General features: G+C 65.0%; 14 protein-coding genes and 1 pseudogene. 12 read left to right on the forward strand and 3 right to left on the reverse strand.

Annotated features, from left to right (window positions below; genetic code table 11):
* Window positions 1-5: 5 nt before the first annotated feature.
* Window positions 6-1,193, forward strand: a complete 1,188-nt coding sequence (locus ACIQUI_RS25250) for an acyl-CoA dehydrogenase family protein (protein WP_403203370.1) — start codon at window positions 6-8, stop codon at window positions 1,191-1,193.
* A 9-nt stretch (window positions 1,194-1,202) separates the two neighbouring features.
* Window positions 1,203-2,303 (forward strand): sigma54-dependent transcriptional activator SfnR, encoded by a 1,101-nt coding sequence (sfnR, locus tag ACIQUI_RS25255; protein WP_403203371.1) that lies wholly within the window; start codon window positions 1,203-1,205, stop codon window positions 2,301-2,303.
* 132 nt (window positions 2,304-2,435) lie between these two features.
* On the opposite strand, the gene ACIQUI_RS25260 is transcribed toward sfnR, so the two are convergent.
* A complete protein-coding gene (locus tag ACIQUI_RS25260; RefSeq protein ID WP_403203372.1) occupies window positions 2,436-3,068 on the reverse strand; it encodes a glutathione S-transferase family protein in 633 nt (210 codons plus the stop codon).
* Window positions 3,069-3,242: 174 nt separating this feature from the next.
* Between ACIQUI_RS25260 and ACIQUI_RS25265 the strand changes: the two are divergent.
* Both ACIQUI_RS25265 and ACIQUI_RS25270 read left to right on the forward strand, forming a co-directional pair.
* Window positions 3,243-3,829: pseudogene (locus ACIQUI_RS25265) on the forward strand (aldehyde dehydrogenase family protein); the annotation flags it as partial.
* Window positions 3,830-3,934: 105 nt separating this feature from the next.
* Complete coding sequence (locus tag ACIQUI_RS25270; RefSeq protein WP_403203373.1) at window positions 3,935-4,252, forward strand: DUF2388 domain-containing protein; 318 nt, start codon at window positions 3,935-3,937, stop codon at window positions 4,250-4,252.
* Between the two features lie 373 nt (window positions 4,253-4,625).
* Here the strand turns inward: ACIQUI_RS25270 and glcC are convergent, their stop codons facing one another.
* Window positions 4,626-5,390 (reverse strand): transcriptional regulator GlcC, encoded by a 765-nt coding sequence (gene glcC, locus ACIQUI_RS25275; RefSeq protein WP_403203383.1) that lies wholly within the window; start codon window positions 5,388-5,390, stop codon window positions 4,626-4,628.
* Between the two features lie 194 nt (window positions 5,391-5,584).
* Between glcC and glcD the strand changes: the two genes are divergently transcribed.
* From glcD to ACIQUI_RS25300, 5 genes are all read left to right on the forward strand, one after another.
* Window positions 5,585-7,084 (forward strand): glycolate oxidase subunit GlcD, encoded by a 1,500-nt coding sequence (gene glcD, locus ACIQUI_RS25280; RefSeq protein ID WP_403203374.1) that lies wholly within the window; start codon window positions 5,585-5,587, stop codon window positions 7,082-7,084.
* Window positions 7,084-8,136: a glycolate oxidase subunit GlcE gene (glcE, locus tag ACIQUI_RS25285; RefSeq protein WP_403203375.1), complete on the forward strand. Its 1,053-nt coding sequence runs from the start codon at window positions 7,084-7,086 to the stop codon at window positions 8,134-8,136. The genes glcD and glcE overlap by 1 nt, the downstream gene beginning before the upstream one ends.
* 9 nt (window positions 8,137-8,145) lie before the next feature.
* On the forward strand, window positions 8,146-9,381 hold the full coding sequence (glcF, locus tag ACIQUI_RS25290) for a glycolate oxidase subunit GlcF (protein WP_403203376.1): 1,236 nt from the start codon (window positions 8,146-8,148) through the stop codon (window positions 9,379-9,381).
* Window positions 9,374-9,772, forward strand: a complete 399-nt coding sequence (locus tag ACIQUI_RS25295) for a heme-binding protein (RefSeq protein ID WP_403203377.1) — start codon at window positions 9,374-9,376, stop codon at window positions 9,770-9,772. Before glcF ends, ACIQUI_RS25295 begins: the two co-directional genes overlap by 8 nt.
* A gap of 152 nt (window positions 9,773-9,924) precedes the next feature.
* Complete coding sequence (locus ACIQUI_RS25300) at window positions 9,925-12,093, forward strand: malate synthase G (protein ID WP_403203378.1); 2,169 nt, start codon at window positions 9,925-9,927, stop codon at window positions 12,091-12,093.
* A 35-nt stretch (window positions 12,094-12,128) separates the two neighbouring features.
* On the opposite strand, the gene nfsB is transcribed toward ACIQUI_RS25300, so the two are convergent.
* Window positions 12,129-12,782, reverse strand: a complete 654-nt coding sequence (gene nfsB, locus ACIQUI_RS25305) for an oxygen-insensitive NAD(P)H nitroreductase (RefSeq protein ID WP_403203379.1) — start codon at window positions 12,780-12,782, stop codon at window positions 12,129-12,131.
* 103 nt (window positions 12,783-12,885) lie between these two features.
* On the opposite strand from nfsB, the gene ACIQUI_RS25310 reads away from it, so the two are divergent.
* From ACIQUI_RS25310 to ACIQUI_RS25320, 3 genes are read left to right on the forward strand one after another with little or no spacing between them, the layout of a single operon-like run.
* On the forward strand, window positions 12,886-13,809 hold the full coding sequence (locus tag ACIQUI_RS25310) for a LysR family transcriptional regulator (protein ID WP_403203384.1): 924 nt from the start codon (window positions 12,886-12,888) through the stop codon (window positions 13,807-13,809).
* Window positions 13,810-13,857: 48 nt separating this feature from the next.
* On the forward strand, window positions 13,858-14,688 hold the full coding sequence (locus tag ACIQUI_RS25315; RefSeq protein ID WP_403203380.1) for an AraC family transcriptional regulator: 831 nt from the start codon (window positions 13,858-13,860) through the stop codon (window positions 14,686-14,688).
* A 50-nt stretch (window positions 14,689-14,738) separates the two neighbouring features.
* Window positions 14,739-15,323: a LysE family translocator gene (locus ACIQUI_RS25320; protein WP_403203381.1), complete on the forward strand. Its 585-nt coding sequence runs from the start codon at window positions 14,739-14,741 to the stop codon at window positions 15,321-15,323.
* Window positions 15,324-15,448 lie beyond the last annotated feature (125 nt).

Below are 15,448 nucleotides of genomic sequence, written 5' to 3' on the forward strand. Positions count from 1 at the left end.
CGGCCATGAATGCACCTGTGAATACCCCCTTGCGCCCGGCCCTGGCCATCGCCCGTGAACTGGCCGGGCAGTTTGCCCACACCGCCGTCGAGCGCGATGAACGCGGCGGCACCCCGAAAGCCGAGCGTGATGCCCTGCGTGACAGCGGCCTGCTGTCGCTGACGATCCCGCAGGCCTTCGGCGGCCAGGGCGCCAACTGGTACGACACCTTCGCAGTGGTGCGCGAATTCGCCCGGGTCGACAGTTCCATTGCCCATGTCTTCGGCTTCCACCACCTGATGCTGGCCACCGTGCGCCTGTTCTCGCGCCCGGACCAGTGGCAACCGTGGTTCGAACAGACCGCCCGCAAACAGTGGTTCTGGGGCAATGCCCTGAACCCGCTGGACACCCGCACCGTGGTCAAGCACTTCGACGGCTGGTGCGAGTTTTCGGGCAAGAAAAGCTTCTGCTCCGGCGCCAGCGACTCGGAAATGCTGATTGCCTCGGCGGTGGACGAACGTGCTGGCGGCAAACTGCTGATTGCCGCCATCCCCAGTGGCCGCACCGGCATCAGCCTGCACAGCGACTGGAACAACATCGGCCAACGCCAGACCGACAGCGGCAGCGCCACCTTCGAACGGGTACGGGTAGAGCACAATGAACTGCTGCTCGACCCGGGCCCCTTGAGCACACCGTTCGCCGCGCTGCGCCCGCTGATTGCCCAGTTGCACTTCGCCAACCTGTTCCTCGGCATTGCCGAGGGCGCCTTCGACGAGGCCCGCCAGTACACCCTGAAGGAAAGCCGGCCGTGGTTCCGTTCCAGCGCCGCCAGCAGTGCCGAAGACCCTTACGTGCTGCGCCATTACGGCGAGTTCTGGCTCGGCCTGGAAAGCGTACGCCTGCTGATCGAACGGGCCGCGCGCCAGCTGGATGCCGCCTGGGCCAAGGAACACGCCCTCACCGCGGAGGAGCGTGGCGACCTGGCCCTGGCCATCGGTACCGCCAAGGTCGCTGCCAGCCGCCACGGCCTGGACATCTGCAACCGCCTGTTCGAGGTCACCGGCGCTCGCGCCACCCATGCCTCGCTGCGTTTCGACCGCCATTGGCGCAACCTGCGCACGCAAACCCTGCACGACCCGGTGGACTACCGCATCCACGAACTTGGCGAGTGGGCCCTCAACGACAAGCGCCCTGCACCATCCTTCTATTCCTGAGGATTGCCCATGCAACTGCTGACCCTCCCCCCGTCACCGGCACTGGCTACCTCGATCAGGGCGACCGCACAGGTCTTCGAAGACCCCAGGTCGCAGGCGCTGCTCGCCCACTTGCAACAGGTCGCCCCCAGCGAGGCCAGCGTCCTGATCATTGGCGAAACCGGCACGGGCAAGGAGCTGGTCGCACGCCACATCCACAACCTCAGCGGCCGGCGCAACGGGCCGTTCGTGGCGGTCAACTGCGGGGCGTTTTCCGAGTCGTTGGTAGAAGCCGAGCTGTTCGGCCATGAAAAAGGCGCCTTCACCGGCGCCCTGGCGGCCAAGGCCGGATGGTTCGAGGAGGCCAACGGCGGCACGCTGTTCCTCGACGAAATCGGCGACCTGCCCCTGCCGATCCAGGTCAAGCTGCTGCGCGTGCTGCAAGAGCGCGAAGTGGTGCGGCTGGGCTCGCGCAAGAGCATCCCGATCAACGTGCGGGTGCTGGCGGCGACCAACGTACAGCTGGAAAAGGCCATCAACGCCGGGCATTTCCGCGAAGACCTGTACTACCGGCTGAACGTGGTGACCGTGCAGCTGCACCCGCTGCGTGACCGCCCGGGCGATATCCTGCCGCTGGCCCGGCACTTCATCCGCAGCTACAGCGACCGGCTGGGCTACGGGCCGGTGGAGCTGAGCCCCAAGGCCCAGGCCAAACTGGTGGAGTACAGCTGGCCGGGCAATATCCGCGAACTGGAGAACGTGATTCACCACAGCTTGCTCACCTGCGGCGACGGTACGGTGCAGGCGCAGGACCTGCGCTTGTCCAACCTGCGCATCGAGCGACAAGAGGAAGAACCGGCGGGCAATGCCGTGGACGACTTGTTGCAGCGGGCATTCAGCCGGCTGTACGAGGAGCAGCCGGGCGACCTGTACCAGAAAGTGGAAAATGCCCTGCTGCGCTCGGCCTACCGGTTCTGCCACTACAACCAGGTGCATACCGCGCAGTTGCTGGGGTTGTCGCGCAACATCACACGCACGCGGCTGATCGCCATTGGCGAACTGGTGGTGAACAAGCGGCGCGGGCAGGAACAGCAGGTGCTGGATAACCGGGTGGTGCGATTGTCGATCTGATTCCAGTTAAACCTGTGGCGGCCTCTTCGCGGGCTCGCCCGCTCCCACAGGTACCGCGCCGACTTCAAATGTGGCGCTGTGCCTGTGGGAGCGGGCGAGCCCGCGAAGAGGCCGCCACAGGTCAATCCTCTGTCAGTGCCGATCACCTGCACGAGGCATCAGGTCATACGGATGCTTCCACCCCGGCAGCGCCTGGATCCGCGCCTTCCATGCCTCGATATGGGTGAAGTCGGCCAGGGCAATGCCGGTGTCCTCCGGCATGAACACGTAGCCCGCCAGCGACAGGTCAGCGATGGTCAGCCGGCCACCGACCATGAACGGCGCCTTCGCCAGGTGCGCATCGACAATGCGGTAGGCCGCCGTGGCACGCTCACGCAAAAACCGGGTCACGTCCGTTTCGCCGGTGTTTTTCAGGCAGAACAGAAAACGCAGCGCGGCGTAATAACTGGTGAACTTGTGGTTGTCGAACAGCATCCAGCGCCAGATCTCGCGTTTTTCGTCTTCATCACGCGGGCCGAACTGGCCGGTCTGTTCGGCAAGGTAATCCAGGATCAGCGCAGACTGGGTGAAGGTTTTGCCCGCGTGTTCCAGCACCGGCACCTCGCCCTGCTCGTTCACCTCGTCACGCCAGGTTTGCTCGCGGGTCTGGCCATGGAAAAAGTCGACGAATACCGGTTGCCAGTCCTGGCCGGTGAGTTCAAGCATGAGCGCAGCCTTGTAGGCGTTGCCGGATTCGGCGAAGCAATGCAGCGTGTACTCGGACATGGGCGAACCTTCATTTTCCATTGAATGATCGTGTCGGGCCATTCGCAGGCCAACCCGCGCCTACAGGCGACGCTAAACCTGTGGGAGCGGGCTTGCCCGCGAAGAGGCCGTAGAACCGAGCAAATCACGCCCGGCCCGACGCGGTCAATCCATGCCCTCAGGCAATCTGGAACCAGCTCGCGGGTTATCGTGACAGAGGGTATTCACGACGCATTCGTCGCACGCCTGGCCGAACGTACCCGTGCGTTGAAGGTGGGCGATGCGCTGCAGGCCAGCACCGACATCGGCCCGGTGGTCGACAGCCGGCAACTGGAGCAGAACCTGTCCTATGTGGCCGCAGGTGTTGAGCAGGGTGCGAAGCTGGTATGCGGTGGCGAGCGTATCGATAACCGGCGGGGGCGTATTTCTTTACCCCGGCGCTGTTTACCGAGGTAACGCCGGACATGCGCATCTACCGGGAAGAAATATTCGGGCCGGTGCTGTGCGTGCTCAAGGTACGTGACTATGACGAAGCGCTTGCCGCCGCCGAGGACACCGCATTTGGCCTGTCGGCCGGCATAGTCACGACCTCGCTGCGTCATGCCGAGCACTTCAAACGCAACAGTTCGGCGGGGATGGTGATGGTCAACCTGCCGACAGCCGGGGTGGATTACCACGTGCCATTTGGGGGGAATGGCGCATCGAGCCTGGGCTCGCGCGAGCAAGGCACGCATGCGCGGCAGTTCTTTACCCGGGTCAAAACCACTTACCAGCTGGCTTGATCCTTCCTTTTCGTGAAACCCCCAAGGGAACTACCAGCACCTGCGTGCTTTCTTAACCACTGAGTGGTTTATTCCCTTGGGCTTCACGCTATTGGAGAACACGACATGCGCCACCTACTCCTCGCCCCTGCGCTGCTGCTCCTGCTGCCTGCCGGTGCTGCCCTGGCCCGCGTCGATGCGGGCGACGTCGCCACCTCGGCCGGTGTTTCCGCTTCGCTTTACTCCACCTTCAAGGACGATAAACGGATCATCCCGGCCCGTGACGAGCTTTCTGCATTCGTCGCCAGCGGCGGTGCAATCCGTGGCGCCTATGTGGAGTCTGCACTGGAACAGGCCCGCAAGGATCACCCTGGGTTGCAGGCCAGTGATGAAGAACTGGCGCAGGCCATTCTGTCCCAGGATGACCGTATAGCCGATCATTGAGGCAATCCTGTACCGGCCTCTTCGCGGGCTTGCCCGCTCCCACAAGTATTGCAGCGCTTTCAAGGGCGGTGCAGTACCTGTGGGAGCGGGCAAGCCCGCGAAAGGGCCGGCACAGGCAAGTACACCCCCACCCGTCCATCCGCATGGTCGCCCTGACCAAGCGCTGCTTTTCCTGCTCGATCTCGCGCAATCTGTCGCGTAGCAATGGCGCAGGCCATTCTGTCCCAGGATGACCGTATAGCCGATCATTGAGGCAATCCTGTACCGGCCTCTTCGCGGGCTTGCCCGCCCCCACAGGTACTGCAGCGCTTTCAAGGGCGGTGCAGTCCCTGTGGGAGCGTGCAAGCCCGCGAAAGGGCCGGCACAGGCAACTTCATCCCCACCCGTCCATCCGCATGGTCGCCCTGACCAACCGCTGCTCTTCCTGCTCGATCTCCCGCAAACTGTCGCGTATGCCGTTGATATGCTCTCGCGCCGCCCGCTGCGCCTGCTCCGGCAACTGCTCCATCACCGCCTGATACAACCGCGCATGTTGCCGGTCGATCTGGCGCTTCTGTGCCGGCCGGCAATACAGGTTGTTGACCGAGGCAAACACCGTGCTCAGGGTCAGGTCACTGAGCGATTGCAAGGTGTGCACCAGCACCGGGTTGTGCGACGCCTCGCTGATCGCCCGATGAAAGGCATGGTCGCGGCGTGCATGCTCGCGGGCATCAAGCGCTTCAGGGGCGTCGTGCGCGGCCAGCATCTCTTCGTAGCGCCGGCGAATCAGCAGGCGGTCAACCTCGGTGGCGCGTAGCGCTGCCAGCCGCGCCGACTCGGCCTCGAGCAACGCCCGTACCTCCAGCAGGTCGAACAGCGTGCGTGGCTGCGAGCTGAACAGGTGCATCAACGGTGTGCCGCCCGTATGCCCTGTCAGGTCGGCAACGAACGAACCCCGCCCCTGCTCAGTGTCGATGATCCCGCGCCCGCGCAACACGCGTAGCCCTTCGCGCAGGGCCGAGCGTGAACACCCCAGTTTTTCTACCAGCCGCCGCTCCGACGGCAGCGCCTGCCCCACCTTGAGCACACCGTCGACGATCAGCCGCTCGACCCGCTCGGCCACCTGGTCGGCAACCTTGGCCTTGCCTTCAGCACCCATCATGCCTCCATCACTGGTAGGACCACTTCGACCACTGGCTCCAATCTAGCCGGGTAAAGCCATCAATAACCAGTGCCCGGCACAAAAACTGGTAGGACCAGTGCCACACCCACTCGACCACAGCCGCCAGCGCGCGCAGGCTGCAACGGTGACCGCTTTGCCAACAACAACAAAAACCGTTGCCGAGTGAGCCGATGAATATCCTGTACGACGAACGCGTCGATGGTGTGCTGCCCGTCACAGACAAGGCAGCCCTGCTGCAGGCGCTGCACAGTGCCCTGCCAGACCTCGAAATCCTGCACCGCGAAGAAGACCTCAAACCCTACGAATGCGACGGCCTGTCGGCCTACCGCACGGTTCCACTGCTGGTGGTGCTGCCCGAGCGCCTGCAACAGGTGCAGGCCTTGCTCAAGCTCTGCCACCAGCGAGGGGTGCCGGTGGTGGCGCGGGGTGCCGGCACCGGCCTGTCGGGCGGTGCCCTGCCGCTGGCCAAGGGCATCCTGCTGGTGATGGCGCGCTTCAACCGCATCCTGGAGGTGAACCCGCAGGGTCGCTACGCCCGTGTCCAGCCCGGCGTGCGCAACCTGGCCATTTCCCAGGCCGCTGCCCCCCACGGGCTGTACTACGCGCCAGACCCGTCGTCGCAAATTGCCTGTTCCATCGGTGGCAACGTTGCCGAAAACGCAGGGGGTGTGCACTGCCTCAAGTACGGCCTGACCGTGCACAACCTGCTCAAGGTGGACATCCTCACCGTCGAAGGTGAGCACCTGAGCTTGGGCAGCGATGCCCTGGACAGCCCCGGCTTCGACCTGCTGGCGCTGTTCACCGGCTCCGAAGGCATGCTCGGCATCGTCACCGAAGTCACCGTGAAACTGTTGCCCAAGCCGCAGGTGGCGCGGGTGCTGCTGGCCAGTTTCGCCAGCGTCGAGGACGCCGGCCGTGCAGTGGCCGAGATCATCGCCGCCGGCATCATTCCCGGTGGCCTGGAGATGATGGACAACCTGGCCATCCGCGCCGCCGAAGACTTCATCCACGCCGGCTACCCGGTGGACGCAGCGGCCATTCTGTTGTGCGAGCTGGACGGCGTGGAGGCCGATGTGCATGACGACTGCGAACGGGTAGCCGCCGTGCTGACACACGCCGGCGCACGAGAAGTGCGGCTGGCCTGCGACGAAGCCGAGCGCGTGCGTTTCTGGGCCGGGCGCAAGAACGCCTTCCCGGCCGTAGGGCGGATCTCCCCGGACTACTACTGCATGGACGGCACCATCCCGCGTCGCGAACTGCCGCGGGTGCTCAAGGGCATCAGTGACTTGTCGGCGGAATATGGCCTGCGCGTGGCCAACGTGTTCCATGCCGGTGACGGCAACATGCACCCGCTGATCCTGTTCGACGCCAACCTGCCTGGCGAACTGGAACGGGCCGAAGCCATCGGCGGCAAGATCCTCGAACTGTGCGTGGCAGTGGGCGGCAGCATCACCGGCGAACACGGCGTAGGCCGCGAGAAGATCAACCAGATGTGCGCACAGTTCAACAGCGACGAAATCACCCTGTTCCACGCGGTCAAGGCTGCCTTCGATCCGCAGGGCCTGCTCAACCCCGGCAAGAACATCCCCACCCTGCACCGCTGCGCCGAGTTCGGCGCCCTGCATGTGCACCATGGGCAACTGCCCTTCCCCGAGCTGGAGCGCTTCTGATGAGCATGGACCGCGACAACAGCCAGGCCCTGCTGGAACAGGTCAGCCAGGCGCTGGCACAAGGCACGCCGCTGCGTATCCAGGGCAGCAACAGCAAGGCCATGCTCGGCAACCCGGTTGCCGGCGAAGTACTCGACACCCGCAGCCACCGCGGCATCGTCAGCTACGACCCGACCGAACTGGTGCTTACCGCCCGCGCAGGCACGCCACTGCGCGAGATCGAAGCCGCCCTGCACGAAGCTGGCCAGACGCTGCCCTGCGAGCCACCGCACCTAGGCCCCGAGGCCACCCTGGGCGGCATGGTCGCCGCCGGGTTGTCGGGCCCACGGCGACCATGGGCGGGATCTGTGCGTGACTATGTGCTGGGCACGCGGATGATCACTGGCCACGGCAAGCTGCTGCGTTTTGGTGGCGAGGTGATGAAGAACGTGGCCGGTTACGACGTATCACGCCTGATGACGGGCAGTTTCGGTTGCCTGGGGGTGCTGACCGAGGTGTCATTGAAAGTGCTGCCGCGGCCACGCCAATGCCTGAGCCTGTGCCTGCCGATGGGCCGCCACCAAGCGCTGGCCGAGTTGGCCGAGTGGGGCCAGCAGCCCCTGCCGATCAGCGCAGCCTGCCATGGCGACGACGCGCTGTACCTGCGCCTGGAAGGCGGCGAAGGCTCGGTGCAGTCCGCACGCCAGCGGCTGGGTGGCGAAACCCTCGACAGCCGCTTCTGGAGCGACCTGCGTGAGCAGCGCCTGGCGTTTTTTGACGGCCCTGCACCGCTGTGGCGCCTGTCGCTGCCCAACGCCACCGGCGAGCTGGACCTGCCCGGCCAGCAACTGATCGACTGGGGCGGTGCGCAGCGCTGGCTCAAGTCCAGTGCACCGGCACAGGCCATTCGCGACCAGGTCGCCAAAGTGGGGGGGCACGCCACCTGCTACGCCCCTGGCTCGGCCAGTAGCCCGCCGCTGGGCGAAGCATTGATGCGCTACCACCGCGCCCTCAAGCAGCAGCTCGACCCCCAGGGCATATTCAACCCTGGCCGCCTGTACCCGGACCTGTGAGGCCAGACCATGCAAACCAACCTGAGCGAAACCTCCAGGCGCCTGCCGCGCGCCGACGAAGCCGAAAGCATCCTGCGGTCCTGCGTGCACTGTGGCTTCTGCACCGCCACCTGCCCCACCTACCAGTTGCTGGGTGACGAACTGGACGGCCCGCGGGGGCGCATCTACCTGATCAAGCAACTGCTCGAAGGCGAACCCGTCACCGCCAGCACCCAATTGCATCTGGACCGTTGCCTGACCTGCCGCAACTGCGAAACCACCTGCCCCTCCGGGGTGAAGTACCACGACCTGCTGGACATCGGCCGCGCTGTGGTTGAACAGCAGGTGCCGCGCCCGCTCGGCCAGCGCCTGCTGCGCCAGGGGCTGCGCGCCGTGGTGCCGCGCCCGGCGCTGTTCAAGGCCCTGACCCGCAGCGGCCAGGCCCTGCGCCCGCTGCTGCCGGCCACGCTCAAACGCAAGCTGCCGGCGCGGGTAAACGCGCCCGGCCAGCGTCCGGCGCCGCGCCATGCACGCCGGGTGCTGATGCTGGAAGGCTGCGTACAGCCGGCCCTTTCACCCAATACAAATGCCGCCGCCGCGCGCCTGCTTGACCGCCTGGGCATCAGCGCCGAACCGGTCCATCAGGCCGGCTGCTGTGGCGCTGTGGACTACCACCTCAATGCCCAGGAACAAGGCCTGCAACGTGCCCGGCGCAACATCGACGCCTGGTGGCCGGCCATCGAGGCAGGCGCCGAGGCCCTGGTGCAAACGGCCAGCGGCTGTGGCGCATTCGTGAAGGACTACGGCCACCTGCTGGCAAAAGATCCACTGTACGCAGCCAAGGCCGCACGGGTCAGCGCCCTGTCACGCGATCTGGTAGAAGTACTGCGTGATGAGCCCGTCGAGCAACTGGGCCTGTGCGCCGAACAACGCCTGGCCTTCCATTGCCCGTGTACCCTGCAACATGCCCTGAAGCTGGGCGGCGCAGTCGAAGCGCTGCTGACGCGCCTGGGCTTTACCCTGACTTCGGTGCCGGATGGCCACCTGTGCTGCGGCTCGGCGGGCACTTATTCGCTGACCCAGCCTGAACTGTCGCTGCAACTGCGTGACAACCGCCTGAACGCGCTGGAAAGCGGTAAACCGCATGTCATCGCCACCGCCAACATCGGCTGCCAGGCCCACCTCGACGGGGCCGGGCGTACGCCGGTACGGCACTGGATAGAAATTGTCGAAGCAGCCCTGAACCCGGAGAACACCCATGCATAGCAAGTTCGTGATCGGCCAGGCCGAAGTCGCCCGCGTAGTGGCCGCCGCCCGCCAGGAAGCCCTGGCCCGGCAATGGAACGTGACCATTGCCGTGGTCGATGACGGCGGCCACCCCTTGGCCCTGGAACGCATGGATGGCTGTGCGCCGGCCAGTGCTTACATTGCCGTGGAAAAAGCGCGTACCTCAGCGCTAGGCCGCAAGGAAACACGGGATTATGAAGAGATGGTCAATGGTGGCCGTACTGCATTCGTTACCGCTCCGCTGCTGACCAGCCTGGAAGGTGGCGTGCCCCTGCGGGTGGAAGGCCAGGTGGTTGGCGCCATTGGTGTGTCCGGGGTCAAGTCCGAGCAGGATGCCCAGGTGGCCAAGGCTGGGGCGGCTGCCTTGTAAATCCTGCACCGGCCTCTTCGCGGGTGAACCCGCTCCCACAGGCAACTCACAAATCTCAAATCCAGTGCCGTACCTGTGGGAGCGGGCTTGCCCGCGAAGAGGCCAGCACAGGCAACACCTACCCAGCAGACTGAACACCGAGCGTACAGACAATGCCAAACGAACTTCAGATCGCCCCCATTCTCCAGCGCTTCATCGAAGACGAGGTCCTCCCCGGCACCGGCATCGAAGCCACCCCCTTCTGGCAAGGTTTCAGCACCCTGGTCCACGACCTCGCCCCGCAAAACCGTGCCCTGCTCGCCGAACGCGAGCGCCTGCAAACCGAGCTGGACAGCTGGCACCGCCAGCACCCCGGCCCGATCCACGACATGGCCGCCTACCAACACTTCCTGCAAGGCATCGGCTACCTGGTCGACACCCCCGAAAACGTGCAAATCAGCACCCGTAACGTCGACCGCGAAATCGCCGTCCAGGCAGGCCCGCAACTGGTCGTACCGTTAAGCAACGCCCGTTACGCGCTCAACGCCGCCAATGCCCGCTGGGGTTCACTGTACGACGCGTTGTACGGCACCGATGCCATCGCCGAAACCGCCGGTGCCGAGCGCGGTCAGGGCTACAACCCGGTACGTGGTGCCAAGGTCATTGCCTTTGGCCGTCAGTTCCTCGACGCCAGCACGCCCCTCGACGGTGCTTCACACCGCGACGCCAGAGCCTATGCAATCAAGAACGGCACACTACAGGTAACCCTTGCCGATGGCAGCCAGGTCGGGTTGCAGACCCCCGGGCAATTACGGGGCTACCAGGGCGACGCTGGTACACCGACCGCGATCCTGCTTGAGCATCACCACCTGCATTTCGAAATCCAGATCGACCCGGCCAACCCGATCGGCCAGCAGGACCAGGCCGGGGTCAAGGACATTCTCCTGGAAGCCGCACTGACCACCATCATCGACTGCGAAGACTCGGTAGCCGCCGTGGATGCCATCGACAAGGTCAACGTCTACCGCAACTGGCTGGGGCTGATGAAGGGTGACCTTAGCGAACAGGTCAGCAAAGGCGGTAAAACCTTCAGCCGCACCCTGGCCGCAGACCGCCACTACCTCGGCACAGACGGCCAGCCCCTGACCCTGCCAGGCCGCTCGCTGCTGTTCATCCGCAACGTCGGCCACCTGATGACCAACGCCGCCATCCACGACCGCGATGGCCGGGAAATCCCCGAAGGTATCCTCGATGCCGTAGTCACCAGCCTGATCGGCCTGCACGACCTCAAGCGCCGCGGCAACTCCCGCGAGGGTAGCCTGTACATCGTCAAGCCGAAGATGCACGGGCCGGCCGAAGTGGCCTTCGCCGACCAGCTTTTCGGCCGCGTCGAAGCCTTGCTCGGCCTGCCTGCGCATACCCTGAAGATGGGCATCATGGACGAGGAACGGCGCACCAGCGTCAACCTCAAGGCCTGTATCGCCAGCGCAGCATCACGGGTGGTGTTCATCAATACCGGTTTCCTCGACCGCACCGGTGACGAAATGCACACCGCCATGCAGGCCGGCGCCATGTTGCGCAAGGGCGACATGAAAGGCAGTGCGTGGATCCAGGCCTACGAACGCAGCAACGTGCTGGTGGGGCTGGCCTGCGGCTTGCGTGGCAAGGCGCAGATCGGCAAGGGCATGTGGGCCATGCCCGACCTGATGGCAGCCATGCTCGAACAGAAAGTCGCCCAACCCAGGGCCGGTGCCAACACCGCCTGGGTACCCTCGCCCACTGCCGCGACGCTGCATGCGTTGCATTATCACCAGGTGGACGTGGCAGCCGTGCAGCAGGCGCTGGAACAGGTCGACCTGAATGCCCAGCGCCAGGCGTTGTTGCACGACCTGCTCAGCGTGCCGGTCAGCGCGCAGCGGCCCTGGAGCGCCGACGACATACAGGCCGAGCTGGACAACAACTGCCAGGGCATCCTCGGTTACGTGGTGCGCTGGGTCGAGCAAGGCGTGGGCTGCTCCAAGGTGCCGGACATCCACGATGTCGGCCTGATGGAGGACCGCGCCACCCTGCGGATCTCGGCCCAGCACATTGCCAACTGGCTGCACCATGGTGTGGTGGATGCCGGGCAGGTCGAGGCGACGTTGCAGCGAATGGCGCGGGTGGTGGACCAGCAGAACGCAGGCGATCCTGCGTACCGGCCGATGGCGGCCGGCTTCGAGGCATCGCATGCGTTCCGTGCGGCCCGTGAGCTGGTGTTCAAGGGCCGTGAGCAGCCAAGTGGCTATACCGAGCCGCTGTTACATGGCTGGCGGCTGCGCTTCAAGCGGGAGGTGCATCAGTAAGGGCCGCTTGCACTGGCTTGTGCAAGCAGGCGGCCTCACAGGAACGTGAACACCTGTGAGGCCGGCAGACGCGACTTGTTCAGCCCGGCGTTGAAGTCCGTTTCGGCGCGATAGCCGAGGCAGAGGATCACCACACTGGTAAAGCCACGCTCACGCAGCCCCAGTTCTGCGTCGAGGACCTTGCTGTCGAAGCCTTCGATCGGCGTGGCATCCAGGCCATGGGCCGCGGCGCCCAGCAACGCCGTACCCAAGGCAAGATACGTCTGCTTTTCCATCCAGTGCTGCACGTCCTTGTGGTCATGGCGGTGCAGGTTGACGTAGTGACGACGGCTCTGGTTCTGCCCGGCCCGCGCCTGCTCATCACGGAACCGGCCATCGGCAGCTTCCTGGTCGAGCACTGCGTTCAAGTGCGCCTCGGTCATTTCGGTGCGGGTGCAGAACACGATCACGTGCGAGGCATCGAGCAGCTTCGGCGTGTTATAGGCATAGCCATCCGTAGTGCTTTTGGCCAGGCGAGCCTTGCCTTCGGCACTGTCGGCAACAATGAAGTGCCAAGGCTGGGAGTTGACCGAGGACGGGCTGTGGCGCAGTTGTTCCAGCAGGGCGTCGACAGTGGCCTGGGGAATACGGCGCGAGGAATCGTAGGCTTTGGTGGTGTAGCGGCGCTTGGCCAGGGAGACGGTATCCATGTGACAACTCCGGAATGTACAGGGGAATTGCCGGGCATCTTATCTTTCCCGCAGAAAAGAAAAACCGGCACAATGCAGCAACACTTTCACAGCTGGAGTGAAAATTCTGCGCATTACCGACCTTGAACTGTTCGCCCGCAGCAGCGTGCTGGGCAGCTTTACCGCTGCGGCCCATGAAGCAGGCCTGCTGCCTGGCCAGGTAGCCGCCGCGATCAAGCGCCTGGAGCGTGACCTGGACGTGCGCCTGTTTGCCCGCACTACCCGCAGCTTGCGCCTGACCGCCGAAGGCGAGCGCTATTTGCCCACCGCACTGAATGTGCTGGAGAGCTTGCGTCAGGGCCATGAAGACCTGCATGGCAACCCAGGCAAACTGCGGGGTACGTTGCAGGTATCGGCACCCTCCGACATGGGCCGAAATATGCTGCTGCCCTGGCTGAGCGCCTTCCGCCGCGAGCACCCGGCACTGCACCTGCGCTTCTTTCTGTCCGACCAGATTGCCGACCTGAACCGCGACCCCGTAGATGTGGCCATCCGCTATGGCCTCAACCAGGACGCCAACTACATCGCCCTGCCCCTGGCCAGCTGGAACCGCCGGGTGCTGGTGGCCTCCCCCGACTACCTGGCCCGCCACGGCCACCCGCTCACGCCCGAGGCCCTGCAACAGCATGCCTGCCTGCTGTACATGCAGCACAACCGGGTGTACGACAAATGGCAGGTGGGCAACCGCACCGTGCAGGTCAGCGGGCCCCTGGTAAGCGACGATGCCGATGTGATCCGCCGCCTGGCCCTGCAAGGTGAAGGCATCGTCTACAAATCCTGGCTGGACGTCAGCGCCAACATTGCCGCTGGCGAACTGCAGATCATCCTGCCCGAATACCTCGGCGAATCCGTGCCGGTCACGTTGGTTTGCCCGCACCGCAAGCAACTCTCGCCTGCGGTATCGCAACTGCATCTGTGGCTGCGCGAGCGCTTCGAGGCCCTGCGCAGCCGGGCGCTGACCAACGGCTGCACAATCGTTCCAGACTGAGCCGGGCCGTTACGCTAAGGTAGCCATTTGCGCCTACGGTACACGTTCATGAGCAACTGGATCGACCTCAAGCAAGACGCCGACACCGGCATCGAGTCGGTCCGTGCGCATTTCGTCGGGCATGCCTACGACCCGCACTGGCACGACAGCTTTCTGGTTGGCGTGACCGAACAGGGCGTGCAGCAGTTCGATTGCCGGCGCGTACGCCACCGCAGCACGCCGGGGCAGGTGTTCCTGCTGGAGCCTGGCGAAATACACAACGGCCATGCCCCCACCGAGGACGGTTTCACCTATTCCACCCTTTACCTGGAACCGGCCTGGGTAGACAGCCAACTGCGGGCACTGTTCGAACATGCACCGGGCGACAGCCTGCCCAGCTTTGCCGATACCCTGTGCCACGACGAACGCCTGGCGCGCGCCACCGCCCTCGCCTTCCAGGCCGTGCACAGCCAGGACTTGCGTATCGTCCGGCAAACAGCCATGGACGACCTGCTGGCCTGCCTGACCCGCCACCTGCACTGGCGCCGCCGTATCAACCCCGACCCGCGCCTGCCGTTGACCGCGCAGCGGGCGCGTGACTACCTGCACGCCAACCTGGAGCGCGACATCGGCCTGGAGGATCTGGCCCAGGCGTGTGGCGTTGACCGCTTCCGCCTGACCCGCGCCTTCAAGGCCGGGTTCGGCCTGGCGCCGCATGCCTACCTGATCCAGCTGCGCCTGGCGCGGGCCCGGCGCCTGCTCGCCCGGGGCCAGACACCTGCCGAAGTGGCCATGACCTTGGGCTTTGCCGATCAGAGCCACCTGGGGCGCTGGTTTCGCCGCGCCTATCAGCTGACGCCGGCCGACTACCGCAGGCGCTGCTCAAACCTTCCAGACTGAGCGCCTGCCGGCGGCGAGCATGGTGCTTCGATATCCCGGAGCCCTGAACCATGTCGCAGTCGTTGTTGCCTTTCATCCTGTTTGCCCTGGTATCCAGCATCAGCCCGGGGCCGACCAACCTGTTGGTCCTGGCCCATGGTGCACGCGTGGGGTTACGTGCGAGCCTGGCACCGATCGTGGCGGCATGTGGCGCGGCGGCGGGGATCGTGCTGGTGGTCGGCCTGGGGCTGGGTGAATTGCTGTTGCGCCACCCCATGGCCCAATTATTGATGAGCTGGGCCGGGGTGCTATGGCTGAGCTGGCTGGCGTGGAAAATGTTGCGCAGTGCTGCCGCACCGCTACAGGCCACTAAGGGGCAAGGGTTCAGTGTGTTCAGCGCTGCCTCGTTGCAGGTAGTGAACCCCAAGGTGTGGCTGATGGCCGTGGCGGTGATCGGGGTGTTTGCCGCACCGACGCTGCCGGTGTGGCAGCTGGCGCTGGTGTTCTTGCTGATTGCCCTGCCGAGCATGACGGCATGGGCCATGCTGGGGGTGGGTAGCGCCCGGTGGTTACAGACGCCGAGGCGGTTGCAGCTGTTCAACCAGGTGTTGGCGGGGGTGTTGCTGGTGTCTGCATGGGCTGCCGTGCTGGCTTGAGCCTTGAGTTGCCAATACCGGCCTCTTCGCGGGCAAGCCCGCTCCCACAGGTACTGCATCACCCTCAAGAGCGATGCATAACCTGTGGGAGCGGGCTTGCCCGCGAAGAGGCCGCCACAGGTACT

This window comes from Pseudomonas sp. NPDC090592 (genome assembly GCF_044769185.1).
Classification (GTDB): Bacteria; Pseudomonadota; Gammaproteobacteria; order Pseudomonadales; family Pseudomonadaceae; genus Aquipseudomonas.

What these genes read in the sequence shown, in the direction of transcription:
- ACIQUI_RS25250 (WP_403203370.1), top strand. Translation starts at nt 6, where the DNA reads ATGAATGCACCTGTGAATACCCCCTTGCGCCCGGCCCTGGCCATCGCC.
- sfnR (WP_403203371.1), top strand. Translation starts at nt 1,203, where the DNA reads ATGCAACTGCTGACCCTCCCCCCGTCACCGGCACTGGCTACCTCGATC.
- ACIQUI_RS25260 (WP_403203372.1), bottom strand. Translation starts at nt 3,068, where the DNA reads ATGTCCGAGTACACGCTGCATTGCTTCGCCGAATCCGGCAACGCCTAC.
- ACIQUI_RS25270 (WP_403203373.1), top strand. Translation starts at nt 3,935, where the DNA reads ATGCGCCACCTACTCCTCGCCCCTGCGCTGCTGCTCCTGCTGCCTGCC.
- glcC (WP_403203383.1), bottom strand. Translation starts at nt 5,390, where the DNA reads ATGGGTGCTGAAGGCAAGGCCAAGGTTGCCGACCAGGTGGCCGAGCGG.
- glcD (WP_403203374.1), top strand. Translation starts at nt 5,585, where the DNA reads ATGAATATCCTGTACGACGAACGCGTCGATGGTGTGCTGCCCGTCACA.
- glcE (WP_403203375.1), top strand. Translation starts at nt 7,084, where the DNA reads ATGAGCATGGACCGCGACAACAGCCAGGCCCTGCTGGAACAGGTCAGC.
- glcF (WP_403203376.1), top strand. Translation starts at nt 8,146, where the DNA reads ATGCAAACCAACCTGAGCGAAACCTCCAGGCGCCTGCCGCGCGCCGAC.
- ACIQUI_RS25295 (WP_403203377.1), top strand. Translation starts at nt 9,374, where the DNA reads ATGCATAGCAAGTTCGTGATCGGCCAGGCCGAAGTCGCCCGCGTAGTG.
- ACIQUI_RS25300 (WP_403203378.1), top strand. Translation starts at nt 9,925, where the DNA reads ATGCCAAACGAACTTCAGATCGCCCCCATTCTCCAGCGCTTCATCGAA.
- nfsB (WP_403203379.1), bottom strand. Translation starts at nt 12,782, where the DNA reads ATGGATACCGTCTCCCTGGCCAAGCGCCGCTACACCACCAAAGCCTAC.
- ACIQUI_RS25315 (WP_403203380.1), top strand. Translation starts at nt 13,858, where the DNA reads ATGAGCAACTGGATCGACCTCAAGCAAGACGCCGACACCGGCATCGAG.
- ACIQUI_RS25320 (WP_403203381.1), top strand. Translation starts at nt 14,739, where the DNA reads ATGTCGCAGTCGTTGTTGCCTTTCATCCTGTTTGCCCTGGTATCCAGC.